Source organism: Micromonospora sp. URMC 103 (genome assembly GCF_051386435.1).
Lineage (GTDB): Bacteria > Actinomycetota > Actinomycetes > Mycobacteriales > Micromonosporaceae > Micromonospora.
Genome location: NZ_JBPQTR010000004.1, coordinates 220,416 through 246,001 on the forward strand (window position 1 = coordinate 220,416; position 25,586 = coordinate 246,001).

A 25,586-nucleotide genomic window follows, 5' to 3' on the forward strand; every position below is an offset into this window, starting at 1 on the left:
AACCTTGTCGCGACGGCATTGCCCGAGACGGTGGTCTGTGAGGATGCGTCAGACACCCTCACAGATCACCGTCGACGGGCCCGATGTAGCGGAATATCGGCGGGTCACCGTCGTCAGCATCGCGCTCATAGCGGAAGTGGGCCAGCGGACTTGGACGATCGCTGGCGCCGACGTACACGCCCAGCTGGGGCAGCACGATCTCCTCGGGCAGGAACCCGACCTCGTCGACCTCGACCGGGCAGATGCGGCCATCCACCGGGCCGCCAACAAACCATGCCTCCACCGCGGGCATCGCCGTCCATCCCTCCACCCACGCGCCGTTCTCGGCGCAGCCGCAACGGCGACACGAGGTAGCAGCTCTATCGGGTCCCACCGCCTCAGCCGCGATGGACGCCGTTACGAACGCCTACCCCTACCGTAGCTGTCATCGACGGTCATCGTGCCCTGCCTGTGTGCCACGTTGGTCATGACCGTTCGACCGCGCGTCGCCGGCCCGTTACAAACTGACCCAACGACAGCCATACTCATCGGCAACCATCAAAGCCTGACCCCCCGTGGCTGAGGAGGCCCCGATGCGTTTGACGCACCTGTTCCACCACACCCGACTGCGGCGCAGCCGCGCAGCGGCCACCGCGATCGCCGTCATCGCCGGTATAGGCATCGTCGGCGTCGCGGGCACGCCGGCGTCGGCCACCCCGCCTGGTATCCCGTCCAAGGCGACCGCCCAGTCGCAGCTCAACGCGCTCCGCGTCGCCGCCCAAGGCTCTCTCACCGGCTACTCGCGGGACCTGTTCCCGCACTGGATCACCATCAGCGGCTCCTGCAACACCCGCGAGCAGGTCCTCAAACGAGACGGCACCTCCGTCGTCGTCGACAGCTCCTGTGCTGCGGTGTCCGGCCGCTGGTACAGCCCGTATGACGGAGCCACCTGGACCGCCGCCTCCGACGTGGACATCGACCATGTCGTGCCCCTGGCCGAAGCCTGGCGTTCCGGCGCCAACTCCTGGACCACCAGCCGCCGGCAAAGCTTCGCCAACGACCTCACCCGACCACAGCTGATCGCCGTCACCGACAACGTGAACCAGGCCAAGGGCGACCAAGACCCGTCGACGTGGCAGCCGCCGCTGGCCTCGTACCGCTGCACCTACAGCAAGATGTGGATTACCGTGAAACACGCGTGGGGTCTCAGCCTGCAGTCATCGGAGAAGACCGCTCTCCAGAGCATGCTCAACACCTGCAGCTCCTGACCTCGACATCCACTCAGCGCCGCAACACAAGCTGGCCGCCCGCGCCGGCCGCCGGTTAGGTGATGCGGCGGCCGGCATGGCAGTACCAGCAGTCTGCGCGCTGGCGCGCACATGTCCACCAATGACGCACTCGGCAGTCCGCCGTGGCAGCTTCACCAGCGTCGCCGACCTGATCGGCGCGATCCGCGCGTTCATCGACGGCTACAACGAGCGCTGCTAGCCGTTCCGCTGGACCAGGACCGCTGACCAGGTTCTCGCCAAGGCAGAACGCAACCCTTCCGCCTGACGTTAGAGATCACGCCACAGGTGTGGCTCCTGGGGCTGTCGATGCACTCATTCGATCGGGTTGCTGCCACGGGGGTCGTCAAGCGCCACCATCGGCCCCAGTTCGTCCTCCACCTGCTGCCCGGCCGCGACGACCTGGTCGTAGTCGGCCATCTCCACCTCGACGGACAGCGCTCGGCTGCCAACCGCGCGTACCTCGGCGGCGGCGTCCCAGTCCGGTGCGTTTGTGGCCAGCGGCGCGATGGCGATGACCCGCTGGGCGAGCAGCCGGGCCGCGACCCGGCCAAGCGGGCGCCCGCGCACGCGCTCGTGCCGCTGCGCGGCCCCGCACGTCCGCGCATCGGTTCGGGGCTCGGATCTGGCTTGGGACACGGGTCTGCTCTCTGTGGGTGACCGGCAGATGACGTGAGCGTGATCCTCATGTTTGACTATGTGTATGCGGGCGGGGGAGGCGCGGCTATCGATCGATTGCGGCACGGCGACCACCAAGGCGGTCCTCGCTTGGCCCGATGGCAGCTCGACGTCGTTGTCGTTCGACGCCGCCCCGTACCTGCCCAGCGCGGTCTACGTGTCGCCACATGGTGAGATGTGGACGGGCCAGCCGGCGCGACAGGCCGCCGCAGGGGAGCCGAACCGGCTCATCCCGAGCCCCCGCCATCCCGCCGATGACGATGCCGTCGTGGACGGGACGGCGGTGGATGTGCTGGAGCTGGCGGCAGCGCCGCTGGCGCCGCGTCGGGGTGGAGGCGGAGCGCATCGTCACCGCGGCGTCCGCAGACGATGGGGGCAGGAGCGATGGACGACAGCGACGAGATTAAGGCCGCCCGGCGTCACCTCGGCCGTCGGCTTGCGCAGTTGCGCAAGGCCGCCGGTCACACGCAGCACAGCTTCGCCCGTCTTGTGCAATACGGCCGCAGCTCCGTGGCGAACACCGAGACCGGTCACCAGTACCCCGACCGTGGGTTCTGGACGCGCTGCGACGCGATTCTGCAGACTGGGGGCGTGCTCGCCGAGGAGTACGACCGCATCACCGAGCGTGCCCGGCAGCAACGCCGCCGATCGGCGATTCAGTCGATTGGGGCCGGTCCCTGGCCAGTCCCTCCCACTCACACCTGCCCGGACGCCCGCAGCAACGACGACGGATCTGTTCTCTGGGAATGCGAGGACAGGATCGACGCCCGTCGGCTAACGCTAAAGTCCTGCAACGATAATGACGCCCGGCTGGCGTACCTCGAAGACGAGGTTGGTCGGGCGATCGCCGACAACGAACGACTCACCCCGGCAGCTCTTGTGGCGCGCATGCGGCCGCTGCGCGTATACGTCGACCAGCTCATGGGAGGCCGTCAGCACCCGCCGCAGCGTGTCCGGCTCTACAACGTCGCGGCTTACATGTCCGGGCTCCTTGGCGCCCTTGCCCTGGATCTCGGTGCGTTCCGCGTCGCATACGCTTACGCCGCGGAAGCGTTCGACCTCGCAGACGCGGCGCACCAGCCCGATGTGCAGGCATGGGCGCGGGCCACGCAAAGCCTCATCGCCTTCTATGCTGGCGACTATCACGATGCGCTGGCCTACGCGCAAGATGGCCTGTGCCGCGCCGGCACTGGCCCGCACAGGATCCGCCTCACTATCAACGGCAAGGCGCGCGCTCTCGCACGTCTCGGCGACCGGTACGGTGTGGACCAGGCCGTGGACGATGCGTTTACCGCGCTATCCGACTGTCCGTCCAGCTCCCAGGTCAGCGCGAGCCTCGCCCTCGGCGCGTACTGCCAGGCGAGGACAGCTGCTAACGCGGCAACCGCCTACCTGGCCCTAGGCTGCGGGAAGGATGTCACCGCTCACCTGACCACGGCCATTGACGCGTTCGACGTGGCAGGTCTGCGCGGACCGCAAGCCCTGAGTCGCCTCGACCTGGCCACCGCCTATCTACGCGGCGATCCCGACCCCGAGCAGGCCGGTGCGCTTGCCCTGGAGGCGCTCACGCTTACCGCAGACCAGCGTTACGAGTCGGTCAACCAGCGGACGCGTCAGTTCCTGGCCACCGCGCGGCCGTTCGCCCAGCAGCCGCAACTGCGGCAAGTCGCGGAACTGCTTCACGATCGCACACAGATCGGCGCTCGGACGCCGCCGGCCCTACCATCTCCGTCATGAGTAGCCGGGAACTAACCAGTCTGAACCAGCGCTGGGCCGCCTACCAGGAACTGCATGAACTCACCGAGCACTGGTATTGGCGTCCCGGCTGGCGAGCCGACCGGCAGTTCTACACCTGGCACCTCACCTTTGAGGATCAACCTCAACTCCATCAGCTTGTCACATATCTGCAGAGCCAGTTGGCGCTACCCGGGCTCGACCTGGTGCCGCTCGATGGCCTGCACCTCACCATGCAGGGCCTCGGGTTCACCGACGAGGTCAGCGACAAAGATCTCGACGCCATCGTCGCCGAGGCACGTGAACGCTGCGCCAGCCTGCCACCCCTGGAACTGTCCCTTGGCCCTGTCGACCCCGATGCCGAAGGAATCGGCCTTCTGATCCAACCCTGGGACCAAGTCGAGCGACTCCGGGCGGACATCAGAGAAGCCATCGCCGCCGTGTGGAAGACCGTGCCGGAAGCCGCGCAGGGCTTCCGTCCGCACGTCACCATCGCCTACAGCGGCTCGACGGCACCGACCGGCCCGATCCGGGACCGGCTCGCCGAACTGCGCCACCAGCCCCCCGCGCGCGTAAGGATCAGCAAAGTCCCGCTGATCGCGCTACGACGCGAAGGCCGCAGCTACCGCTGGGCAACGGTTGCCACCGTGCCGCTGACAGGCCATTGATCCTGGCCGAGATGTTGAAGAGAGCAGCAGGGATCCCCGGCAGAAGTCGCAGGCCCACCGCCTGATTGATCAGCATCATGCCCGTGGGCAGCGCGCAGTGACACCGTACTCTCGATCCTCAGCATGGGCGGAGACCACTCTGGGGACGGTCACGCGCTTCACAAGGAGTTTTCCGCTTCCAGTGACCGGCGGCTGGTGCTGGCCGGCACGGCAATCCCGAACAGCTGCGCGACTTCCAACATCTGGCGCTGCACGATCTGGTGGTGGCGTTGGTCGGTGTCGGGCTGGTGGTGGCCGGCTGCGGTGGTGGTCAGGAACCACCACGCAGCCCATACCCGGTGCCAGCCGAGCGCCCACTGCGCTGCGGGTAGGCCGCCTCGGTCGGCTGCCGCGTCGGGGTGACCGCCGGCGCTGACGTAAGCGTGGGTGAGCTGGGCGAGCTTGGCGGGTTCGGCTGGCATGCGGGTGCCGAACCAGGTGGCCAGGTCGAGGAGTCCTGGGCCGGTGAATGCTTTTGCCCAGTCGACGAGGTGGCATCCGGTTCGGCTGACGTGCAGTGAGGTGGGATGGAACTCGCCGTGGCACAGCCCGAAGGGCGGCCGTTCGGCACCATCCGCTCTTCTTCGCGCGACCTCGGCCAGCCTCTCCAGCAGTTCCTCGACGGGGCCGGCGTTGAGGAAGCGTGCCTGCTGTCGAAGAGTGGCGAGCGCGTTGAGCGCCTGTTCTGGCAGGCGCTCCAGCGCTGCCTGGTCGAACGTCGGCAACAGGCTCATCGGCGGGACGGCGTGGACCTCGGCTGCGGTGGCTGCGGCTTCGGCCGTAGTCGGGGGTCGCAGCGAGTTACCGAGGTCATCCATCAGCATGCCCAGCGTCCCGCGGCGGAGCGCGCAGCCGTGCAGTACGGGTACGGCGGCTCCGTGCTCGCCGAGGGCTCGCAGCACGGCGGCTTCGCCGGTGAAGGGTGCTGCAGCGGCCTTGTACACGATGCTGTTGCCGTCTGCGAGGAACAGCCGTTCGACAGCGGAGAGCTCCCACGCCTGGATGACCTGCCGCCCGGTCTGGACGCGTCCGGCGCTGGTGAGCAGGTCACGCCGCAGCTCGTCGACGGTGTCATGGTCGAGTCCAGGCATGCTCATGACCGGCTCGCCGCCGGGATGCTGGCAATCGCCTGTTCGAGCAGGGTCAGCGTGACATCGAGACGCGCCGACATGCCGGCCGGGACCCGAGGGCCGGCCGCGTGCTGGTATGCCCGGAAGTGTGGCACCAGCGCGCGCAACGCCGGACGCCGAGCGAAGAAGCCGGGCACGTCGCGGCTGGCGCGCGCCCGACGCAGCAGCGACCCCAGCGCGACGATCTTGTCGGCGGTTGATGCGAGCAGCACGGGCAGGTCGTCAACAAAGATCGGTGGGTCCGGTTCGTCGAGAGCTTGGTGCTCGGCTTGCAGGGCGGCGATGATCCGCGGCACTTCCGGCCCGTAGTCGGCGGCGAGCACTTGGTAGATGTCCGGGGTCGCCGAGGCGAAGTCCGGGACGTCGTGTAGTAGTGCCGCTGCGACCAGGTCGGGCGGCGGTTGGCGTACGTGGTCGCCGATCGTCACCGCGACCCGCACGGCATGCGCGAGGGCGGGGCGGTCGTCGATGGTGTGCCCGTTGCACCACCGCCTGGCGTCTCGCAGCGCGTGGTCGATGATGGCGGGCCGGGGAGGGGATAAGACCGTCATAGTCTGATAGCTCCTGATTGCCGTAGCATCGGCGCCATGCCTGGGCCGCTACCGCAGTGGTGTGAGCAGACGTGTGTCGTGTGCCCGGCCCAGCAGCTCGGGCCGGGCCAGTTCGACGTGGTCGACCGGCCCGGACCCGAGTTCGCGTACAACCCGGACGTCGGTTGGCGGGTCACCGCAGACGGTGTCGCTGTCTGCGTGCACCCGTACCGGGTTGGGCTTCCGCCCGGTCGGTACGCCTCACAGGGTGAACCGGTCCCCGTCGAGGCGCCCCGACCGGCACCGACTCCGGCGGCCCTTCAACTTCCTGCCAACGTGGTGGATCTGGAAGGCTGGCTCGTCGCCGTCCTCCGGGACGCGCCGCCGGAAGGGATCTTCGCCGCGGTCGCCCGCGCGGAACGGCTGGCCGGTGAACGGTTCGACCCGAAGCAGGTGGTGGCGGCCATGCGGCGGGTGCTGTCGGTGGAACTGGCTAACCGCTGATCCCAACCGGCACGGCCGGGGCCGGGCCTGGTTGGTCGAAGTCGAAGTCGTGGCTGCGGCCGTCGCGTCCGAGACCCGCTGCCAGGTAGTGGGCGTTGAGCTGGTTCAGCCGCCGGGTCACTTCGGCGGAGTCCAGCCAGTACCGCAGCGGCTGCTCACCCCAGCCGGCGGCGGCGTAGTAGGCGTCGGTGAGGCACCCGCGGGTGTAGGTGAACTCCTCCAACTCTGTCGCGTGCGGGAACACCACCCCGAGGTCGGCTTGCATCCGAGACATCAGGGTGAACTGGGCCAGCACCGCGTGGACCATTTCGTCCACCGGCGCCGGCACCAGCAACTCGGCGGCCTCCTCGTCGCCGCCGGACAGCTCGAACACCGCCGCCTTCAGCGCCAGCACCCGCAGCGCCTCCACCAGCAGCGGCCCCGCGTCCCGCTCGAGGGACCAGCGGCTGATCGCCGGATAGCCGGTGAACGTCGCCCAACAGCTGGAGTACTTCATCGACGAGCTGTGCAACCGGTCGAACGCCGGGTGCTTCCGCATGTCGTCGAGGATCTCGGCGGCCCGGCGGCCGACCGCTGTGGCCTCGGGCATGGATGTGTTGGCCATGACACTTCCCTTCTACGGGACAGTGGACATTTGGAGGCATCGCGAGCCGAACTCGCCCTGCCCCTTACCGCGCGCTCCAAGTGCGGAACGAACGACGGCGCATCCATGACAGCCATCGATCTGAGTTGTCGATAAGTCCTATTAACGACCTCCGACAATTCGCCGACAACTCGTGCCGCCTACGCCTCCGGTTGATCAGTGCAGGCCGGACCGCATCGAGCCTGCAGTCGACGTCGCGCTGGCCCGCCGAACACGATCCTTCCTGCGGTCTGCCTCCCGCCCACCCTTTCCTGTGGGGCTGGCGGCTGGACTCATCACCCACCGCAGAGCCTGTCAACGGATTGTCGGACCAGCTGGCCAACCTAGCCGACATCAGTAGCCCTCGCCTTAGGTGGCAGAAGCAGAAATCAGCGGTCCACACGGCCTTTTAAGGGCAAACCACAGGACGCGAAATTGAAAGGCTCACGGGATGTTTGATCAGGATGAGCTGACCCGCTACGGATACCAGCAGGAGCTCAGCCGACAGCTGCGATTCCGGGACCTGATCGCGTACGGCCTGGTGTACATGGTGCCGATCGCGCCGATGGCGATCTTCGGCAGCGTGTACGCCGGCTCCGGCGGGATGGTCGCCTTGGCCTACGCCATCGGCGTCGTGGCCCTGGTTTTCACGGCGTTCTCGTACGCGCAGATGGTGAAGGCGTTCCCGATGTCGGGCAGCGTCTACAACTACGCCGGCCGCGGGATCAGCCCGCCGGTCGGGTTCCTGGCCGGCTGGGTGATCCTGCTCGACTACGTCCTGGTGCCGGGGCTGCTGTATCTGGTGGCGTCGGTGGCGATGCACGCGACCGTGCCCGCCGTGCCGGTGTGGCTGTGGCTGCTCGGGTTCGTGGCGGTCAACACCGTGGTCAACTCGGTGGGGATCCGGATGACCGCGGTGGTGACTCGGGTGATGCTGGTCGGCGAGTTGATCGTCCTGGCGGTCTTCATTGCCGTCGCTGGCTGGGCGGTCGCCTCGGGGAAGGGCCGGTTCGGTTGGGAGGCGTTCTACAACCCGGACACCTTCACCTGGTCGGTCGTCGCGGGGGCGGTGTCGATCGCCGTGCTGTCCTTCTTGGGCTTCGATGGGATCAGCATGCTGGCTGAGGAGGCCAAGGGCGGTTCCCGGCAGATCGGCCGAGCGATGGCCACGGGCTGGTTCTTGCGGGGGTGTTGTTCATCGGGCAGACGTGGTTGGCCGCGATGCTCGTCCCCAACCCCGGCGCCCTGCTCGCCGAGGGTGACCCGAGCGGCACCGCCTTCTACGACGCCGCCCAAGCCGCCGGGGGGCGCTGGCTGGCAACCCTGTGTGCGGTGGCCACGGCGGTCGCGTGGGGGTTGCCGAACTCGATGGTCGCGCAGGTCGCCACCTCCCGGTTGTTGTACGCGATGGCCCGTGACCGGCAGCTACCGGCGTTTCTGGCGAAGGTGTCGATCCGCCGTAGCGTGCCGATCAACGCGACCCTGCTCACCGGCGCCGTGTCCCTTGCCCTCGGCCTGTACATGGCGACCCCGGCGGATGGGATCACGCTGTTGTCGTCGCTGATCAACTTTGGGGCGATGGTCGCCTTCCTGGTCCTGCACGTCTCCGTGGTCGTGCACCACCTCATCCGAGCGCGCAGCGGGAACTGGTGGGCACATCTGGTGATGCCTGCGGTCGGGTTCGCGATCCTCGCCTACGTGGTGGTCAACGCGAACATCGCCGCCCAGCGCCTCGGCCTGGCCTGGCTCGCCCTCGGCGTGCTCGTGCTCGCCGGCCTGTACCTGTCGGGCCGTCGGCCAGTCCTCTCCGGCCTGGCGCCGGTGCAGCCGCAGCAGCAGCGTGACGCGGAGAGGGTGTGACCGGCATGGAGAAAATCACCTACCGTCCCGCGCGAGACGAGTTCGCCTACACCTTCGGCGGACGCATGCCCGTCGCCCACCTTCGCTCCGGTGATGTGCTCGAGGTCTTCACCGAGGACTGTTTCGGCGGCCTCGTGCGCGGGCCGGCGGATCTGCCGTCGCAGGTGTGCCGCATGCCCTACCTCAACCCCGTGTCCGGGCCGTTCTTCGTCGAGGACGCCGAACCCGGCGACACCCTCGCCATCCACCTCGCCTCGATCACACCCGCCCGCGACTGGGGTGTGTCCTCGACGTTCCCGCACTTCGGCGCCCTCACCTCCACCTCGCACACCGCGACGTTGCAGCCGCCCTTGGAGGAGCGGGTGTGGGTGTACGGCATCGACCGCCAGGCCGGAATCGTGCGATTCCGAGCCACCGAAACCGACCACACCGCAGAGCTGCCGCTGGAGCCGATGATCGGCACCATCGGGGTCGCCCCCGGCGGGATGGAGGCCCGCTCCACGATCGTCCCCGACGTCCATGGCGGGAACCTCGACACCCCGCAACTCCGCGCCGGAACCACCCTCTACCTCGGGGTAAGGGTGCATGGGACGATGCTCGCCCTCGGCGACGGCCACGCCCGCCAAGGCGACGGCGAAGCCTGCGGCGTCGGCGTGGAGATCGCCACCACCACAACCCTCGCCATCGAAGTGATCAAGGGTGTGCCGACGGTGTGGCCGCGACTGGAAACCGACACGGCGATCATGTCGATCGGCTGCGCCCGCCCCCTGGAGGACGCCTACCGCATCGCCCACCACGACCTCGTCGGCTGGGTCGCGTCCCTGACCGGCCTGGAAACCCTGGACGCCTACCAGCTCGTCTCCCAGGCGGGGCGGGCGCCGATCGGCAACGTCTGCGACCCCAACTACACGATCCTCGCCGCGGTCGACAAGGCCCTGCTGCCCTCTCCGGAAGCCGTGTACGGCGGTGTGCATGGCCGGCTGCGGCAGCTCGCTGCCGGGCTGGGTGGGGGAGTGGTGTGATGGGTGTTCCTCGACTGCCGCTGCGGGATGAGCTGTTCCTGTTCGGCCATGACGACGACACCGGCCACCCCCACATCCACCGGCACGCGTTGGCGCTCGGCCTCGCCGGGGCGGTCCTGATCGACCTGTTCCTCGCCGGCCGAATCACCCTCGACCCTGCCGACGACCGCCCGGCCGGCGAGCGGTGGCTACGCCTGCACACCGACCAACCGGTCGGCGACCTGATCGCCGACACCGCCCTCGCCGCCATCCGCCACAGCCGCACCGCACCACCAGTGAAGGCATTCCTCCGCACGTTCTCCGCGGACCTGTACGAGCGCACCCGCGCAGGCTTGGTCGCCGGCGGCATCCTCCGCCAACACACCCGCCGCCGCCTCGGCGGGCTCGCCCGCACCGACACCTACCTGCCCACCGACACCAAATGGCCGGTCGTCGCCCGCGCCCGCCTGCGCTATCTCGCGCACGGCCGCGAGCAACCCGACAACCACACCGCCGCACTCGCCGGACTCGTCGCCACCCTCGGCCTCACCGAACACCTCTACCTCGACGACGACACCACCACCCTCACCGAACGACTCACCACGATCGCCGGCCAGCACCACCGGACGGTGCGGCACATCACCGCCGCCGTCGACGCCGCCGTCGGTGACCTCGCCACCGCCACCTACCGATAACCCACCCGACACGGACGTCAACCGCCATGGAATCCACCGCTCGTATACGTGCCGCCCGCTGGGCGGACAAGAACCCTGTCGCCGCGCTGATCGCCGACGCTCTCCACCCGACCCCACTCGCCGCCTGGCTGATACCCGATCCACCACGGCGCCGCCAGGTCCTCACTGACGTCGTAGCGATCTGGGTGGAACACGCCATGTTCTTCGGCGACATCCACCTCACCGACGACCTCACCGCCGTCACCGTCGGCTTCCACCGCTACCGGCCCATCCCACCACCGGCCCAGTACCGCATCCGACTCACCGACGCCGCCGCAGGCCACGCCAGCCGATTCGACCTGCTAGACAGCCTGCTGACCCTGAAACAACCCACCGAACCGCACTACCACCTGGCGTTCCTCGCCGTCCAACCGCACGCGCAGAAGACCGGCCTCGGCACCGCGCTGCTGGCCCACCACCGCAGCCGCCTCGACCGCATCGACCTGCCGTCCTGGACCACCACACTCCCCGGCGGCGAGCCCCTGCTCGCCCGCCACGGCTACACACCCCGACCATCCATCACCCTGCCCGACGGTCCGACCCTGCACCCGATGGGCCGCAACGCGCACCACGGAAACGACGGCATCCCGATCAACCCGCCCCGACCAGGCGACAACCGCTGGCAGGACCTTCACGCGTAGCCCACAGCAGACCGCTCTCCGCCACGAATGGCTGGCCGACCTGCTCGGCGGCGGCCCGACCCTCGGCCCGAACGGCCTCGCCGTGACCGAGGCCAAGCTGGCCGTGCTCGACGGCCTCCCCGACATCGACACTGTCATGTGCGCCGTGGAGGCCGTCAGCGCCTACGTCACCGGCGCGATCAGGCGCGAGATCGCAAATCTGCGGGTCGAGCGCGCCACGGGTCCTGTCCAAGCGCGACTGGCAGCGCGCCTCCGGCCCGCGCGTGACGAGAGTGTTGGCCACAGGCCGCGTTCCGGCGCTGACCAAGGCCGTGCATGACGGCATGGACGTGGACGCCGAGACGTCCTTCGCGACCGGTCTGGACTGGATCCTCGACGCCGTGGCGGCCAAGCTGATCCGACCGCTGGCGTGACGCTCAGCTCTGCCGCATGTGAGCGAGGTCAGGATCGATGGACCGTCAGGCGCAGCACTGCCTGGCGGTCCTGTGTTACGCCGAGGAAGTCACGGGCAACGTCGCGCAGACGTGCCGGTGCTACGGCAAGCTGTGATGGCGGTTCAGCTCCTGGTGAGGTCATGTGTTGGAGCTGTCAGCCTGGCCGGACCCAATGTCGTCTCCCCGACTTGGGCCAGTCCCACCCTGGAACCGCTGTCCTGATGGAGGCCGAGGCGCGAGCGCTCATCGTCGTCGCTCAACGCCTCAACGGCAGCAGGTCTCGCACCGTTCGCTCCCAGAAGGGCTAATCTTCTGTCCCTCGCGCGCTGCATTGTCTCCGGCTGGCGAAACTGCCTGATCCGGATTCCGAGCACCCCTCACGTGTGTGGGGAGGGCGGGCGTCGAGGTGCCGTCCCGCCTCGCCTGATCGGAGCACCCCCACGTGCGTGGGGAGGACGCGCTGCAGCTGGCCGGCTACCGGTTCGTCGACGGAGCACCCCCACGTGCGTGGGGAGGACACGACCAGGTCGTGCTTGTCCGGGTCCACGATCGGAGCACCCCCACGAAGCTGATCGCCCGCGCCGGCGACAGCGAGACCGGGAAGGTGCTGCGGTGGGAGTTCGACACGGAGCCGGAAGCCCTACGCATGGTTGATCGTCTTCTACGCGCCGACCCCGGGGGCCAGTGGCGCGAACAGGACCCCGCGCCGCCTCCGGGGACGCCGCTGCGAGCAGCGCCCGAGGCAGCAGCTACGCGACGCGTCCACAGAATGACATTATTGGTACACGAACGACGACCATAGCCCCGCGTTCCCCAGCACCGTGTCCTCTGCCCTCGCCCCCGTCGGTCCATGCCACCGCGGCGTCCACCACAGCACTGGAGAGGCTGCGGTGGACGCGGGCCCGTCCTGACGGACCGGGCACAGCCGCAGCGCCAGGACGGAGGCCGTGACGTCGCCCCGCCCGTCCTCCGCTTGCCGACTCGGACTGTGCGCCGAGGCTATGGCGCCTCCGAGGCGAGGCTGATGCGGAGTTCCTCGATGACCCTCAACGCCTCGTCCTCTTCAATGTTGTCGGCCCACCGTAGGCGCCACCTCGATCCTTCGACGAGCACCGCGTCGAGTGCCCGCGTGGCCAAATCTCGCAGTGACGGGGTGACCTCAACGTCGTCGCGGCCGAGGAGGAAACGTGGGGCGTAGGCAGAGTCCGACGGCGGCGTGCCGGTGAGCGTTTGGAGCACCGTCGCGGCTGCGGCGATGGCTTGGGCGGCGCCTTCCGGGGAGAGGGAGGGCCCCGCTAACACGGCCGCTTCGAGCGTGTGGCGCACGAGGTCTACGCGTTGGTCGGGTGCGCTGTCTTCGAGTGCCCCGCACCACTCAACCGCGTCGTCGTTGTCGAACGGGCCGAGTTGCCACGTCGCCATGACTCCTCCTTAGGATCGCGTAACCAAATCACACCGTGCGCGCGTCCCGCGCTGAGGCTCGGATTCTGGGTTCCTCATCTCCCACTCCGCGTCCATTGCGTCGGTGAAGGCCGCTCCACCCGCCCGCAAAGGGCGGGCCGTGTCACTAGAAAGATCGACAACTCCGCGGTATGCTTCTGGCATGCTTGAGCCGCCAGAAAAGCCAGTCAGTGACCGAACCTCGGTGGAGTTGTTTGCTGGTGGTGGCGGTCTCGCGATGGCCGTGCACAGAGCGGGTTTCCGGCCCTTGCTAGTCAACGAGCTGGTGAAGTACGCCTGCGACACGCTCAAGGCCAACGCGGCCGTTTCAAGGGGTGACGAGGAGCGGATCCCCGACGCTGGCGAGCGGTGGCCCTTGGTCGAGGGGGACGTGAGCGGGGTCCGGTTCGAATACCTGTGGGATCGCGTGGACCTACTCGCGGGCGGACCGCCCTGCCAGCCGTTCAGCCTCGGCGGCGTTGCCAAGGGCGACGAGGACAAGCGCAACATGTTCCCGGAGATGTTTCGCGCCATCCGCGAGATCCAACCCAAAGCCGTCATCTGTGAGAACGTCCGCGGCTTGCTGCGTCCGTCCTTCAAGCCGTACTTCGAGTACATCGAGCGTGAGTTGCGGCTACCGTTCGTGAAACGTGACCCCAACACCACCTGGCGTGAGCACGACCAGGTGCTTCGGGAGCAGCTGGCCGAGGAGCCGGCAGATCCGAAGCAGCGATACGACGTCGTGACCACGAGCGTCAACGCCGCCGACTACGGCGTTCCGCAGATCCGCAACAGGATCATCATCGTGGCGTTCAGGTCAGACTGCGGGGTCGACATCGAGCGCTTTAAGCGAGCCGTTCGCCCCCGCTACTCCGAGGCGGCGCTGATCCGTTCGATGTTAGACGGCTCCTACTGGGGGCGGCATCCCGACGTCCCAGACCACGTCCGCGAGCGTGTCATGTCCCGACTGCCGGACACACCTCCGAATGACGACGGCAAGCTTCCGTGGCGCACCCTGCGGGACGCGCTTAAGGGGCTTGACGGTCAGTTTCCGCTACCTCCGGTGCCTTGGGACAAGCTGGACCGGCGAGAGTATCTACTCGGTGGGTTCACCGATCACATCGGGTGGCCGGACGCCCGCATCTACCCCGGTCACACTCCGAACGAGCTTGATCGGCCGGCGAAAACCGTGAAGGCCGGGGTGCATGGCGTTCCCGGCGGAGAGTCGGTGATGTTGACCGACGACCTGCTGCCCGAACCTGTCGAGGGCTCACCATACGCGTATAAGCACCGATACATGACGGTACGCGAGACAGCGCGGGTCATGACGTTCCCCGATAACTGGAAGCTCGCGGGCCCGCGGGGTGAGCAGATGCGCCAACTCGGCAACGCCGTGCCCGTCATGCTTGGCGAGTTCTTCGCCCGAGCCATCGCCACGGCCCTCGACGAGGCTGAGAGCAAGCGGTGACTTCGGCCGCGACCGGGTACGACAGCCGGTGGGCGGACAAGCCCCCGAACCCAAAGGCGTGGAAGGGTCGGCAGGGTCGCAGCAGGAGAGCGGCGTCGCTCGAACAGGACCGCGCCGCTGGCGGGCCCGACCGGCGGTGGGTCGACCTCGGCGACGGACGGCGGGCCCGCGCGTCCGTCGAACTCAAGTTGCTGCCCCGAACTCGCCGGATCCGGGCTTACCTACGCTGGTCCGACAGAGGGCGCTCACCCGCCCGGTATCTCGGTGAGGTCGAGTACGCCACGCGAGCCGAGAATCTGGCCCAGGGGTGGCGCCTGGCGTCGGCTAAGGGGCTTCTCGCCGCACCGGATGCGGCCGAGGCCTCTTGGGCTAAGAGCCCAGCCGTGCGGGCGGTCATGCGTGCCAACAAGGCCCGCGATACTAACCCTGAGCGGCGCCTACGCTCGCTCCTACACAAGAGAGGTCTGCGGTACCGGGTCAACGCTAGGCTCCTGCCGGGTCTGCGCCGCACCGCCGATGTGGTGTTTCCGGCCGCCCGCGTCGCGGTCTTCATCGACGGATGCTACTGGCATAAATGTCCTGAGCACTATCGTCCTGCCCACATCAACGACCGTTTCTGGCAGGAAAAGATTGACGGGAACCGCGCTCGTGATCGGGAGACCGACCAGTTGCTCGTTGATGCTGGTTGGACGGTGATCAGGATCTGGGAGCACGAGGATCCCGCAGAGGCCGCCAATCGCGTTGAAAGCGTTATTCGGGGAGCAACTTCTGCTCGGCCATCCCGTCCAAGTACTGTCCGAGCGGGAGACCCGGACCCGTCCGCCAGATCCGGGCGATGATCGGGATGCGGCATCGCCGAGCGGGCTAGCATCAAGGGTTGGGTCGAGCACCGGCCGGGGTCCGAGAGGGCTAGTTAGATCGCGATCTCCCGATCGTCGTGCCATTTAGGTCTCCCATGGCGTCGACCGGGCACGCCGTTTTAGCGAGCAGCCTGCTCAGGCCGTTCAACGCGCCGACCGCCGCTAGTCGACGATCCGTAGGGCGGGTGAGGGATCTCGCGGTAGACGTGCTGGTGGTGCCAAGTGAGGTATTTGGCGCGAGGGGGTAAGGCGCCGGCGGGTAGGAGCAGGCGGTCAGCTAATGGCGGTCGGCCAAACGCGGCTCGGGCGGCCGGGTCCACGTCCGCGGCGGCGATGAGAGAGGGCTTGAGGTGGATGCGCAGACCACCGTTGGCGGTTATGAGCCCGGTGTCGAACGCCACGTCATGCGTTGGGCATGCGGTGAGGCCGTTTCGCGCGTCTAACCGCTCGGAGTACGTACTCGCTCGCCACGCCTTGATGTGGCTTGCGACCAACATCCGCGCCGCGCTGCTTCCGTTGAAGCTGATAGAGAGGCCACAGAAGACACACCGGTGTCCGTGGTTGCGCAGCACCTGGTGAGCGAATCGGTGCTGGCCAACCCGTACCGCAGCCACGAGTAGGCGCTCTGTCGTCCGGTCGTCGAGGTCGGCTCGCGACTCGAGCCAGTCCGCCGAGATGGCCTGTACGGCTACCTCGATTTCCGTTCGGACGAGCTCGTCTTGACCAAGTAGGAGCAGTTCGGAGTCGCCGTCCGCGAGTCCGAGGAAGTCCGGCAACCTCTCAGGTCCGATGCCGACGTCCCGTGCGGCGGCGAGTATCACTCGGTAAACAGCACCGAGACGCCCGGGAACCGCGAGGAGATGACCGGCTACCTCAATTTCGTGCTTGGCGCCGTTGCGTCTGCTGCCGTCGAGGTTCGCCATCTTCGCCAGGATGCTGCTATTGGGCCGTTGGAAGAGCCGCGCGAGCGCCGGCACGGGCTCCTCGGCCTTGTGGGCGGTCGCGCCACCGTACTTCCGATGGTCGACCAGCAGACTCGCGGCGAGGCACGCCAGTGTCTCCACCGGGAGGAACGCCACCTGGCGCCCTGCCGTGACGGGAGTGCGGATACGAATGGAGCACCATTGCTCGCGCGCCGAGGCAGCGCCGATCTCCACGTAGTCCTTCACACTGGGCACCGGACCGGACCCTCCTGGCAGGACTGCCTACTCGTCGAGCTCGAAGAGCGAATCGGCGTCGCCCGTGCGTCGGTCGGTTACATCCGCGTCCACCGCCCCCGCGGCGAACTGGCGGGGGCCCTGGACGTACCTGACCTGACCGTCTGACTCACGTCGCCACCAGCCGAGCGCGCTGTCATATCGTCGATCTTCTTGATACATGATGAGGTAGCCGGGCAAGGCGGTCAGTTGCCATCCTGCGGGTAGGGAGGCGATGAGCTGGTGCGCGAGGTTCCTGGTCGTCATGGGTTGGTCAGGAATGGTCAGCGATGCGTCCCGGTAGATCTTCTTGGCGCCCGCGCTGGTGTCGAACCGTAGAAGGTAGGGAAGCTGGGCCTTGGCCTCCTCCAAGACCGCAGCGAGTGGCTGAGCGCCGGGCTGCAATCGACACTGGTAGTCCAGGTTGATGGGATAGGTGGCATCGAAGTGCGCCGCCTTGACCACGCTGGTGTCCCGATTGCGCCCTGGGTCCTTGTTGCCGAAGCCGTTGGTGTTCCACGGGATGCTGTCGTGTTTCCGATACTTCTTGATGAGCAGCTTCTCGGGCGCCGCGGCGTCGAGGTCCTCATCGACATAGACGCACACAAACCGCACAGCGTCGGAGGCGATCCCGGTTCGACCGGATAGCTTGCGGAGGTGCTGGGTCAAACGGTCCTGGAGGGACTTCGCGGCCTTGCCGACGTAGACGCGTTGGCCATCGAAGTACAGCGTGTACACGCCGGGACGCGCTGAAACCCGAGACAAGTGAGCCGGCGTCAGGAGTGCGGGCTTAAGCGGGCGGAGGGTGGTCTCCAGCTGGTCGGCGAGAGCCTTGGTAATGCTGAGGCGGAACTCCGCCGTCCATTGGTCAGTCATCCCGTCACCTCCGAAGGCAAGCCGAGTCTCGCAGTCTGGCATGACAGTCTTCGAGATCCAAACGCGCAGCGGGCAGGCGGTCTCGATCTCTAGATCGTGACGCGGGCGATCTCCAACCGAGCAACATCGCCTCCTGCGCCGACCCAGTCGTGTACGAGGACTGGACGCCAGTTATCAGAAGACCCGCAAGATCTATTGCTAAACCGCTGCTAGCCGAGGTCGCCGAGGCGAGGCGGCCGCTAGCTTTGGGCCGCTCCAAGCGGCGGCGCGGGCAAGCTACTGCGGGCCGGCGATACGGTGCGGTTGTGGCATCGCAAGATCACGGGCGCGCGCTGACATCCATGGAAGCGCGACGGGAACCCTTCGACCGTCGCCGCTGGTGATGGTTGTCGAAGCGACTGACCTGGGCCAGCCACGGCAGGAACTTATCTGAGCGGATCCGTCGTGTCAACGCTTCGGGCATATTCGTGCTTAAGGGTCATTCCGAACAATTGCTTCCGCACCTGATAAATGTCGATGACATGCCGGCTGGAATTGGTCGGGCACCCTCTTGCGCGCGGGGTTCGGTTCCTCCATTGTGTTTTGTCGAGTGGTTGGTTTGGCTGGCGACCAACGCCGACAGCGACGACGTCGTTTCATGTTCGCGGCGGTGGGCGGCCATTTCTCCGGAGCAAGATTGGGAGGCATCGAGAGGTGGACGCGGAGGACTTCACCCGGTGTGTCGAGGTCTTAGCTGATGACGCCGCCCGGGCGGGACGACTTGTCTGGTCGGACATCGTCCGCATCGCTACGGCGCGCGGTCTCGGCACCGAACTAGCCGGCATCCTCGCTGCGCTGCGTGATCTCAACATCGAGGTCACCGGCGCGCCCACCGGGCTGGCGCCGGATTCACACCGCACCGTTCGGGTAGCGGCGGGAACGCTTCCTGCGTTCATGCGTGCGCATCGAATCCTTACCGCCGAACAAGAGGTCACTCTCGGTCGGCGGATCCAGCTCGGCGTCGCCGCCGCCGAGAAGGCCACTGCCGAGGATCGTGAACTTGACTCGGATGAGAGCGCGCTGATAGCGGACGCTAACCACGCCCGCGACGAACTCATCGTCGCCAACGTCCGGCTCGTGGCGAGCGTCGTCCGCCGCTACGCGCACCGCGCCGGCGATCTCGACTTCGAGGACCTCATCCAAGAAGGCATCAGAGGCCTACACCGAGCGGCCATGAAGTTTGACCCGGAGAAGGGGTATAAGTTCTCCACGTACGCGATGTGGTGGATCCGGCAGCATGTCGAACGAGCCATCGACGACACCGGTTCCACCATCAGATTGCCTGTGCATCTGTGGGCCGAGATTCGCAAGGTCGAGGGCTACGCCCGCGAGTTCGAGGTCCGTAATGGTCGGAGAGCCACGCTGACCGAGCTAGCCGCCGGCGTGGAACAGGACCCTGCGCGCGTGCAAGCACTGCTCGACTGGGCAACACCCGTCGCACGCCTCGACAGTCCCCTGACCAGCGACGAGGGCAGTACGGCCACATTGGGAGACTACGTCCTCACGGCGACCGAACCCGGGCCGGAAGAGATCGTTGCCGACTCCCACATCGCAGCCGAGCTGCGGCGCAGACTCGCGTCCGTCCTAGACCCGCGGTCGCTGCGGATCGTGGAGGCCAGGTTCGGGCTCTACGGAGGCGAGGAGCTGACTCTGGAGACCCTCGGCATCGAGCTCGGCATCACTCGGGAACGGGTCCGCCAGATCGAGGGCAAGATTCTCAAGGTATTGCAAAAAGACGAGGGGGTTCGCGCGTTGGCGGAGACCGTGTTGGGACGGGTGGCGTGAGCCGCAGCGCCGCGCACGAGAAGTTCGTGCGCTGGCTCGACGAGCAGGTCACCAACGAGGGCCGGGGCGACCTTCTCGAGAGCCTAGACGCCGACCCCTCGGGCGTGTTCTGGCTCGGCAGACTAGCTCCAGAGAGCGCCGCCATCGCCCGCCCCGGCAGGGAACGGCGGATGGATCCCTGCGCCGTCGGTATCCGTCTACGTCCTGCGGCCGCCGGACCCTGGACCTTCTCCGTGCGGGTGCGCGCCTGCGGCTGGTACCGCGTCGAATCAGGCGAGGGCCGGGCTTCGGCAGAGAAGTGGGCCAAGACCGAGGTCGTCGAGGTCGACGTACCGGTCACCATGCCCCATGGGGTGGCGGAACGGACGTTCGGCGCCAAGGACATCACCAGCCGGTTGCGTGCCGTCGGCGTAGCCGCCTCGGCCGAGGTCCGCGTGACCGACGAGTCGTGGCGCGATGGCAGGCCCGAGCTCACGATCGAGTTGGTCAACACGACGGAGGAGAATGGCCGACCGCGCGGCGAGCGGTATCTCTTCCAGACGAAGTTGATGGTATTCGGCCTACCCACGACTCCCTACACCCTCGAGTCGCTGCCTGACAGCTTCCGATATGACCGCACCCTCGACGCGATCGGCATCAACTGCGGAGTCGAACTCCGTCGTGGGTCGCCGCCGGAGATCACCACCACAGACACCGTCGTCGTCGAGCGCCGCCGCCCTGAGTACGCGTTCGACGACACCGACCCCGACCGCCTCGACCTGAGTTTCGACACGCTCGCGCGTCACCCCGTCGAGCCGATCAGCGCGTTGGTCTCAGCATATGAGCGGTGGGGTGCCCACCACTGGTCCGACGATGTCCTCGCCGCTCGCGCCCGTGACCACGGGTGGAGTCCGGAGATGCTGCGCCAGGCGCGTCAAGAGGCCGAGAAGTACCGGGCGGAGGTGGCCCGGATCCGGCGGGGCGTCAATATCGTTGACTCGGACCCCGTCCTTCACCAGGCCTTCAAGTTCATGAACGAGGCTATGTCGCGTGCCGCCCGTGGACGCTACCGCGCCTGGCGGCCATTTCAGGTCGGGTTCATCCTGTCGGTGCTCCCCAGCTTCATCGATGGCGACGCCGAGTGGGACATCGTCGAGATCGTGTGGTTCGCCACGGGCGGCGGCAAGACCGAGACGTATCTCGGACTGCTCATTCTGGCCGCCTTCTACGACCGCCTCCGCGGCAAGCGGTCCGGGATCACCGCGTGGAGCCGTTTCCCGCTGCGAATGCTGTCCCTGCAGCAAACCCAGCGGTTCGCCGACGCGCTCGGTGCCGCGGAACTCGTTCGTCGCGATCATGACATCAAAGGCCACTCAATTGGGCTGGGTTACTTCATCGGAGGGTCGTCCACGCCCAACGAGATCCCGAAGCAGCCGACCGATTACAACCCCATCAACGTCGAAGACGACTCGATGCCCGAGCGTTACCAGGTGCTCAGCCGCTGTTCGTTCTGCGCCGAGCCGACCATCAAGACCAGGTTCAACCGGCGGGTCTGGCGCCTCGAGCACTACTGCGTGAACCCCACCTGTCCCTCGGCCGGGGAGGCGCTCCCCCTGTACGTGGTCGACGCCGAAATCTACCGCTTCCTGCCCACCGTCGTCATCGGCACCTTGGACAAGGCGTCACTGATCGGCATGCAAGCGAGCATGCGCGGGTTCGTGCACGGCCCGACCGCCTGGTGCACCCGAGACGGCCACGGCTTCACCTACGCCAAGCGCGGCTCCCGGAAGGGCGGCTGCCTTGTTCCCGACTGCGACGCGGTGACGAAGCCGATCAGTGAGCAGGAGCGCGAACGGTTCGCGCCCACCTTCCGCCTTCAAGACGAGCTGCACCTACTTCGCGACTCTCTCGGCGCGGTCGACTCGCACTACGAGGCCATCCTCGACGGACTGCAGCGTGACCTCGTCGGCCGCGCTCCAAAGATCATCGCCTCCTCGGCCACACTCGAAGGTTATGAACGTCAGGTCGACACCCTCTACTCCCGCCCGGGGCGGGTGTTCCCACAAGCCGGCCCAACAGCCGGCCAGAGCTTCTGGAGCCGGGCAACCGACAAGCTGCTACGCCGATTCGTGGCAGTCTGGCCACGAGGAGTCACCCTGGAATGGGTAAACGACCGCACCACCACCATCCTCCAGCGGAGCGTCCGCCTGCTGATCAGTGAGCCGGAGGCGACATGCGCGGAGATCGGCGTTGACCCCGCGCTCGCCCAGGAACTCGTCGATCTCTACGGCACCGACGTCATCTACGGAAACACGATCCGTGATGTCGAGGCGGCCCGCCGGTCGATGGGAACCCAAGTCAACGTCGACCCGCTGCGCGTCGAGGCCCTCACCGGTCAAACCAACTTCGCCCAGGTCCGCGACATCCTCGCCGACCTGGTCAGCCCTGAAGACGAGTTCGCCGAGCGGATCCACGTCGTCACCGCGTCCTCCATGCTGTCGCACGGCGTCGACGTCGACCGACTCAACATCATGACGATTCTCGGCGTGCCGCTGACCACCGCCGAGTTCATCCAAGCGACCGCCCGAGTAGGCCGAACCCACCCTGGCCTGGTCTACGTGATCCACAAGGTCGGGCGCGAGCGAGATTCCACCGTCTACAGCCACTTCCGCGCGTTCGTCGAGCAGGGCGACAGATTCGTCGAACCCATCCCCATCACCCGGTCCAGCCGCCGGGTCCTCGAACTGACGATCCCGGCGGCGGTCGAAGCCCGACGCCTGTTCGTCCACGAGCCTCGCTCACCCGGGCAACGCCTCACCACCATCGACCTTCTCCGCGCCTACGTGAACCTCACCGCCCTGTCACCCGAGGACGAAACCAACGAGGTCGCCGCCACCCTCGGCATACGCGACAAGGAACACCTACTACGCGAGGACCTCGAGCGAGAACTTATCGACGGCTACTTCGCTCGACTGCAGGAGCACGGCCTCGGGCTGAGGTGGCCCTCCGACCTGCTTCATCGCAGACCCATGTTGTCGCTACGCGACGTCGAGACCCAGATTCCCATCAGCGACGACTAGCCACCAAGGGACACTCGATGAAAGACACCCGCAGCGGATCACAGATCCTCTACGGTTTCCTGCCCCAACAGACCGGTGACCTACGCGGTGGCATCTATCGCACCGTCGAGTGGAAAGACCCACTCCCAGTCGACGTCGACGACGCCATCGTCCGCCGACGACTCACCGAGCAACTGACCGGCTGGGCCTTCCGCGGCGACGACGCCGGCATCGCCGGCAGCGTGCGCCGAGGCGGCCCCATCGAGGTCATACAGCTCAACCCCGACCGAGGCGTCCGCGTCGAACGGTTCCCCAACGTCTATGTATGCCGCATGTGCCGGACCGTCGAAGACCGCCGCGACCGGCCCTGCCCTAGCTGCGCCGCCACCCGCGCCTGGGATCAACTCCACTTCGTCGGCTACCACGAATGCGGCTTCCTCGAACCCCCGTCGATCCCGCGCTGCCCCACACACCACCTGTGCCGCATGCCGTACCAGAAAAGCATGGACGCCTCCCGTATCCGGTTCGAGTGTCCCGTCTGCGGCAGGCTGCTACGGCAAGGCATGGGCTTCCGTAAGTGTCCCTGCGGCCGAGCCTGGAACCCCCGCCGCAGCCCCACAACGCTGATCTATAACGTCCATCGTGCCTCAACCGTCTACACACCACAGACCTTCACCCTGATTAACCCACGCAACCGCAGCCGCATGGCCGAGGTCACCGACGCCGGAGGTCCCCGCCGAGCCCTCGCCTGGGCCATCGACGGATTCAGGGCACGCAAGCCCGGCATCGATCGGCAGACAACCACGTCAACGATCGACGGACTCCTCGCGATGGGATTCGACCGCGAGACCGCCGAGCGCACCGCCGCGTTCCTCGCCGCCTCCGGCAAGCTCGCCCCAGAGGAGGACATCGGCATGCTCGCGGACGCTCCCGCCAGCCGGATCGAGGTCGCGGAGCGCGAAGCCGTAGACATTGCCCTGGCCACCATCGAATCGCGCGTCCTGATCACCGACCTGATACGCCCGGAGACGCCTGACGACGCCCGGCGCGTCTACGAGACCGAGTACCCACCCGCCATCCGCCGCGCAGGGCTGGAGGCTATCGATCTCGTGGACAAATTCCCGGTGCTCCGCGCCGTCTACGGCTACACGCGGGGCGGCCAAGAACCAGGCAAGAGCAAACTCAACCTTTTCAGCGGTCGCCGCGGCACCCGTATCTACGCCGACCCCCAGGACTCTGAGGCGCTCATGTTCCGCCTCGACCCCCTACGCGTCCACAGCTGGCTAACCCGCCGCGGCCATTCCCTGCCCCCCGCTGCCGATTCCAGAGAGGCCCGCGCCGCGCTGGCCGCCAGCGTTATCGTTCCTGACCGATTCGCCGATGAGTCCGGCGCTACCCCAGCGGGCCGCGACCTCATCGAACTCGTCCACACTTACGCGCACCGCGCCATCCGTCAGCTGTCTGTGTTCGCCGGTGTCGACCGGGAAAGCCTCGGTGAGTACCTCGTCCCCAGCCATGGTGTCTTCTTTGTCTACGCGGCGACTCGCGGTGACTTCGTCCTCGGCGGCGTCCAAGCCGTGTTCGAGAACGACCTACACCATTTCCTCACCTCCTTCATGAGCGCCGAGACACGATGCGCGCTCGACCCCGCCTGCCGCCGGCACGGCGGCGCCTGCCACGCCTGCCTCCATCTAGGCGAACCCGTCTGCGAGCGGTTCAACCACTACCTCGACCGCGCCGCCCTCTTCGGGCACGACGGATATCTCGCGACGCACGAATAAGCGGGCGCTTACGGAAGGATTTGGAAGCCGAATGTCAGTTGACGCCCTCGCCGGCAAGCGCATAGCACCGCATGCGTATGAGGCACTCGCGGAAGCGCTCGCCGTCATCCACTGGAACGAGCAGCCCTTCGAACGCTACATCCGCAGCAGCCTCCGCGACTATCCGGAGATCATCGCACGGCTCGACTTCTCCCAGACCAAACGCCAGGTGGCAGGTGCCGTCGTGACTCTCCTGCAAGGTCAGGCCGCATACCAGACAGCAGCCCTCACTCTCATGACAGAGATAGCGGAGATGAGGACCTTCCCGAACCTGGCTCGCCAAGGCGACGCGGAGGAACGGATCGCCATCGCTCGCGACGCCGTGAAGGTTCTCGCCGTAATCACGGAAACCTACCGCCGAACGTTCCACACGACAGAACGGCTCCGCGCCCTACAAGAAGCCGCTGAACGTCAAGCCGAGGCGCTCCGCGTCCATACTCGCGCTCTCACCGAAATCAAGCGCGACTTCTTGGACCTCCACACGATGGCCGACAAGCACAGGCGCGGCAGACGACTCGAAGGACTGCTCCACCGCCTATTCGAGATTCACGATATGGAACCACGGCTCAGCTACTCGCTCGCGAGCGAGCAGATCGACGGGTCGGTCACCTTCGACACCGATGATTACCTGCTCGAGGCAAAGTGGTGGAAGCAGCCCGTCGACCGAGCCGAGGCCGACATCTTCGCTGCGAAGATCTCTCGGAAAGGCCGCAACACCCTCGGGATCTTCGTCTCAATCAACGGCTTCACCGAAGGCTTCCGATCGGTGCTCCATCCGGGAGGCACGCCCTTCGTCACGTTCGACGGCGACGACCTCTTCCATGTGCTCGATAGCAGAGTCGACCTCGGTGAACTCCTACGGCGCAAGCGCCGTCACCTGAACGACACCGGTAGCTGCTGGCTGCCCACCAGAGAGGCGATGATCATCAGTTAGATTGACACGCAGACAAAAACCGCCAGCTGGATGCGGTAGCTAGCGCTCACCGGCAACCCAGGCCGGGTCAAGCCGCTTGCTTCTTAGGCAGTTGACGCCGACATTGAGTAGGGAGCACTGAATCAATCGCCGACAGCTTGGCACCTGCCCAGCTACTCGAGAGCGGCGACTAGGTTCATTCGCAGTGGACGGGGGTATGCGCCGAGCCTTTGGCTGGTTGCTGGCCTCTTGCCGATGCCCGTCGCCGGCGTCGCCGGTTCCTCCGTACTGCGGCGCGATTCGTGCATCGT

The 25,586-nt window shown here is 67.0% G+C and carries 23 protein-coding genes and 1 pseudogene; 16 read left to right on the forward strand and 8 right to left on the reverse strand.

Annotated elements, in window-relative coordinates; all coding sequences use genetic code 11:
- Window positions 1-58: 58 nt before the first annotated feature.
- Window positions 59-292, reverse strand: coding sequence for a hypothetical protein (locus tag ACSNOA_RS04565; protein WP_436656584.1), 234 nt, complete (start codon window positions 290-292; stop codon window positions 59-61).
- A 280-nt stretch (window positions 293-572) separates the two neighbouring features.
- Between ACSNOA_RS04565 and ACSNOA_RS04570 the strand changes: the two genes are divergently transcribed.
- On the forward strand, window positions 573-1,247 hold the full coding sequence (locus tag ACSNOA_RS04570) for an HNH endonuclease family protein (protein WP_436656586.1): 675 nt from the start codon (window positions 573-575) through the stop codon (window positions 1,245-1,247).
- A gap of 333 nt (window positions 1,248-1,580) precedes the next feature.
- Here the strand turns inward: ACSNOA_RS04570 and ACSNOA_RS04575 are convergent, their stop codons facing one another.
- Window positions 1,581-1,835, reverse strand: coding sequence for a hypothetical protein (locus ACSNOA_RS04575; RefSeq protein ID WP_436656588.1), 255 nt, complete (start codon window positions 1,833-1,835; stop codon window positions 1,581-1,583).
- 492 nt (window positions 1,836-2,327) lie between these two features.
- Here ACSNOA_RS04575 and ACSNOA_RS04580 point away from each other — a divergent pair, with 492 nt between their 5' ends.
- Together ACSNOA_RS04580 and ACSNOA_RS04585 are read left to right on the forward strand one after the other, a co-directional pair.
- Window positions 2,328-3,680, forward strand: coding sequence for a helix-turn-helix domain-containing protein (locus ACSNOA_RS04580; RefSeq protein WP_436656590.1), 1,353 nt, complete (start codon window positions 2,328-2,330; stop codon window positions 3,678-3,680).
- The gene (locus ACSNOA_RS04585) at window positions 3,677-4,345 is read left to right on the forward strand and encodes a 2'-5' RNA ligase family protein (protein WP_436656592.1); all 669 of its coding nucleotides are present in this window, start codon (window positions 3,677-3,679) and stop codon (window positions 4,343-4,345) included. Before ACSNOA_RS04580 ends, ACSNOA_RS04585 begins: the two co-directional genes overlap by 4 nt.
- Before the next feature lie 158 nt (window positions 4,346-4,503).
- Here the strand turns inward: ACSNOA_RS04585 and ACSNOA_RS04590 are convergent, their stop codons facing one another.
- Both ACSNOA_RS04590 and ACSNOA_RS04595 read right to left on the reverse strand, forming a co-directional pair.
- Entirely contained in the window at window positions 4,504-5,481 is a 978-nt protein-coding gene (locus ACSNOA_RS04590) for a phosphotransferase (protein WP_436656594.1), read from the reverse strand.
- Window positions 5,478-5,942, reverse strand: a complete 465-nt coding sequence (locus tag ACSNOA_RS04595) for an HD domain-containing protein (RefSeq protein WP_436656596.1) — start codon at window positions 5,940-5,942, stop codon at window positions 5,478-5,480. Before ACSNOA_RS04595 ends, ACSNOA_RS04590 begins: the two co-directional genes overlap by 4 nt.
- Window positions 5,943-6,101: 159 nt before the next feature.
- On the opposite strand from ACSNOA_RS04595, the gene ACSNOA_RS04600 reads away from it, so the two are divergent.
- Window positions 6,102-6,548: a hypothetical protein gene (locus tag ACSNOA_RS04600; RefSeq protein WP_436656598.1), complete on the forward strand. Its 447-nt coding sequence runs from the start codon at window positions 6,102-6,104 to the stop codon at window positions 6,546-6,548.
- On the opposite strand, the gene ACSNOA_RS04605 is transcribed toward ACSNOA_RS04600, so the two are convergent.
- A complete protein-coding gene (locus ACSNOA_RS04605) occupies window positions 6,538-7,152 on the reverse strand; it encodes a hypothetical protein (protein WP_436656600.1) in 615 nt (204 codons plus the stop codon). The two genes, ACSNOA_RS04600 and ACSNOA_RS04605, sit on opposite strands and share 11 nt — an antisense overlap.
- Before the next feature lie 469 nt (window positions 7,153-7,621).
- Here ACSNOA_RS04605 and ACSNOA_RS04610 point away from each other — a divergent pair.
- The 6 genes and pseudogenes from ACSNOA_RS04610 (at window position 7,622) to ACSNOA_RS04635 (ending at window position 11,819) form a co-directional block, all read left to right on the forward strand.
- Window positions 7,622-9,030: pseudogene (locus ACSNOA_RS04610) on the forward strand (APC family permease).
- On the forward strand, window positions 9,027-10,052 hold the full coding sequence (locus tag ACSNOA_RS04615; RefSeq protein ID WP_436656602.1) for an acetamidase/formamidase family protein: 1,026 nt from the start codon (window positions 9,027-9,029) through the stop codon (window positions 10,050-10,052). The pseudogene ACSNOA_RS04610 and the gene ACSNOA_RS04615 overlap by 4 nt, the downstream one beginning before the upstream one ends.
- Window positions 10,052-10,726: a GOLPH3/VPS74 family protein gene (locus tag ACSNOA_RS04620; protein ID WP_436656604.1), complete on the forward strand. Its 675-nt coding sequence runs from the start codon at window positions 10,052-10,054 to the stop codon at window positions 10,724-10,726. The genes ACSNOA_RS04615 and ACSNOA_RS04620 overlap by 1 nt, the downstream gene beginning before the upstream one ends.
- 26 nt (window positions 10,727-10,752) lie before the next feature.
- A complete protein-coding gene (locus tag ACSNOA_RS04625; RefSeq protein ID WP_436656606.1) occupies window positions 10,753-11,406 on the forward strand; it encodes an N-acetyltransferase in 654 nt (217 codons plus the stop codon).
- A gap of 40 nt (window positions 11,407-11,446) precedes the next feature.
- Window positions 11,447-11,725, forward strand: coding sequence for a hypothetical protein (locus tag ACSNOA_RS04630; RefSeq protein ID WP_436658313.1), 279 nt, complete (start codon window positions 11,447-11,449; stop codon window positions 11,723-11,725).
- Window positions 11,682-11,819, forward strand: a complete 138-nt coding sequence (locus ACSNOA_RS04635; protein WP_436656608.1) for a hypothetical protein — start codon at window positions 11,682-11,684, stop codon at window positions 11,817-11,819. The genes ACSNOA_RS04630 and ACSNOA_RS04635 overlap by 44 nt, the downstream gene beginning before the upstream one ends.
- A 1,020-nt stretch (window positions 11,820-12,839) precedes the next feature.
- Here ACSNOA_RS04635 and ACSNOA_RS04640 read toward each other — a convergent pair.
- Window positions 12,840-13,262 carry a DUF4259 domain-containing protein gene (locus tag ACSNOA_RS04640; protein ID WP_436656610.1) on the reverse strand — a complete coding sequence of 141 codons (423 nt, stop codon included), beginning with the start codon at window positions 13,260-13,262 and terminating at the stop codon, window positions 12,840-12,842.
- A gap of 181 nt (window positions 13,263-13,443) precedes the next feature.
- Between ACSNOA_RS04640 and ACSNOA_RS04645 the strand changes: the two genes are divergently transcribed.
- Both ACSNOA_RS04645 and ACSNOA_RS04650 read left to right on the forward strand, forming a co-directional pair.
- Entirely contained in the window at window positions 13,444-14,748 is a 1,305-nt protein-coding gene (locus ACSNOA_RS04645; protein WP_436656612.1) for a DNA cytosine methyltransferase, read from the forward strand.
- Between the two features lie 395 nt (window positions 14,749-15,143).
- Window positions 15,144-15,587, forward strand: coding sequence for a very short patch repair endonuclease (locus ACSNOA_RS04650; RefSeq protein ID WP_436658314.1), 444 nt, complete (start codon window positions 15,144-15,146; stop codon window positions 15,585-15,587).
- 140 nt (window positions 15,588-15,727) lie between these two features.
- Here the strand turns inward: ACSNOA_RS04650 and ACSNOA_RS04655 are convergent, their stop codons facing one another.
- Window positions 15,728-16,777: an HNH endonuclease gene (locus tag ACSNOA_RS04655; RefSeq protein ID WP_436656614.1), complete on the reverse strand. Its 1,050-nt coding sequence runs from the start codon at window positions 16,775-16,777 to the stop codon at window positions 15,728-15,730.
- A gap of 36 nt (window positions 16,778-16,813) precedes the next feature.
- Entirely contained in the window at window positions 16,814-17,680 is an 867-nt protein-coding gene (locus ACSNOA_RS04660) for a GIY-YIG nuclease family protein (protein ID WP_436656616.1), read from the reverse strand.
- A gap of 693 nt (window positions 17,681-18,373) precedes the next feature.
- On the opposite strand from ACSNOA_RS04660, the gene ACSNOA_RS04665 reads away from it, so the two are divergent.
- From ACSNOA_RS04665 to ACSNOA_RS04680, 4 genes are read left to right on the forward strand one after another with little or no spacing between them, the layout of a single operon-like run.
- Window positions 18,374-19,504, forward strand: a complete 1,131-nt coding sequence (locus tag ACSNOA_RS04665; protein WP_436656618.1) for a sigma-70 family RNA polymerase sigma factor — start codon at window positions 18,374-18,376, stop codon at window positions 19,502-19,504.
- Entirely contained in the window at window positions 19,501-22,563 is a 3,063-nt protein-coding gene (locus ACSNOA_RS04670) for a helicase-related protein (RefSeq protein WP_436656620.1), read from the forward strand. The genes ACSNOA_RS04665 and ACSNOA_RS04670 overlap by 4 nt, the downstream gene beginning before the upstream one ends.
- A gap of 17 nt (window positions 22,564-22,580) precedes the next feature.
- The gene (locus tag ACSNOA_RS04675; RefSeq protein ID WP_436656622.1) at window positions 22,581-24,323 is read left to right on the forward strand and encodes a hypothetical protein; all 1,743 of its coding nucleotides are present in this window, start codon (window positions 22,581-22,583) and stop codon (window positions 24,321-24,323) included.
- 31 nt (window positions 24,324-24,354) lie between these two features.
- Complete coding sequence (locus ACSNOA_RS04680) at window positions 24,355-25,296, forward strand: restriction endonuclease (RefSeq protein WP_436656624.1); 942 nt, start codon at window positions 24,355-24,357, stop codon at window positions 25,294-25,296.
- Window positions 25,297-25,586: the final 290 nt, after the last annotated feature.

What these genes read in the sequence shown, in the direction of transcription:
- ACSNOA_RS04565 (WP_436656584.1), bottom strand. Translation starts at nt 292, where the DNA reads ATGCCCGCGGTGGAGGCATGGTTTGTTGGCGGCCCGGTGGATGGCCGC.
- ACSNOA_RS04570 (WP_436656586.1), top strand. Translation starts at nt 573, where the DNA reads ATGCGTTTGACGCACCTGTTCCACCACACCCGACTGCGGCGCAGCCGC.
- ACSNOA_RS04580 (WP_436656590.1), top strand. Translation starts at nt 2,328, where the DNA reads ATGGACGACAGCGACGAGATTAAGGCCGCCCGGCGTCACCTCGGCCGT.
- ACSNOA_RS04585 (WP_436656592.1), top strand. Translation starts at nt 3,677, where the DNA reads ATGAGTAGCCGGGAACTAACCAGTCTGAACCAGCGCTGGGCCGCCTAC.
- ACSNOA_RS04590 (WP_436656594.1), bottom strand. Translation starts at nt 5,481, where the DNA reads ATGAGCATGCCTGGACTCGACCATGACACCGTCGACGAGCTGCGGCGT.
- ACSNOA_RS04600 (WP_436656598.1), top strand. Translation starts at nt 6,102, where the DNA reads ATGCCTGGGCCGCTACCGCAGTGGTGTGAGCAGACGTGTGTCGTGTGC.
- ACSNOA_RS04605 (WP_436656600.1), bottom strand. Translation starts at nt 7,152, where the DNA reads ATGGCCAACACATCCATGCCCGAGGCCACAGCGGTCGGCCGCCGGGCC.
- ACSNOA_RS04620 (WP_436656604.1), top strand. Translation starts at nt 10,052, where the DNA reads ATGGGTGTTCCTCGACTGCCGCTGCGGGATGAGCTGTTCCTGTTCGGC.
- ACSNOA_RS04625 (WP_436656606.1), top strand. Translation starts at nt 10,753, where the DNA reads ATGGAATCCACCGCTCGTATACGTGCCGCCCGCTGGGCGGACAAGAAC.
- ACSNOA_RS04640 (WP_436656610.1), bottom strand. Translation starts at nt 13,262, where the DNA reads ATGGCGACGTGGCAACTCGGCCCGTTCGACAACGACGACGCGGTTGAG.
- ACSNOA_RS04645 (WP_436656612.1), top strand. Translation starts at nt 13,444, where the DNA reads ATGCTTGAGCCGCCAGAAAAGCCAGTCAGTGACCGAACCTCGGTGGAG.
- ACSNOA_RS04650 (WP_436658314.1), top strand. Translation starts at nt 15,144, where the DNA reads ATGCGTGCCAACAAGGCCCGCGATACTAACCCTGAGCGGCGCCTACGC.
- ACSNOA_RS04660 (WP_436656616.1), bottom strand. Translation starts at nt 17,680, where the DNA reads ATGACTGACCAATGGACGGCGGAGTTCCGCCTCAGCATTACCAAGGCT.
- ACSNOA_RS04675 (WP_436656622.1), top strand. Translation starts at nt 22,581, where the DNA reads ATGAAAGACACCCGCAGCGGATCACAGATCCTCTACGGTTTCCTGCCC.
- ACSNOA_RS04680 (WP_436656624.1), top strand. Translation starts at nt 24,355, where the DNA reads ATGTCAGTTGACGCCCTCGCCGGCAAGCGCATAGCACCGCATGCGTAT.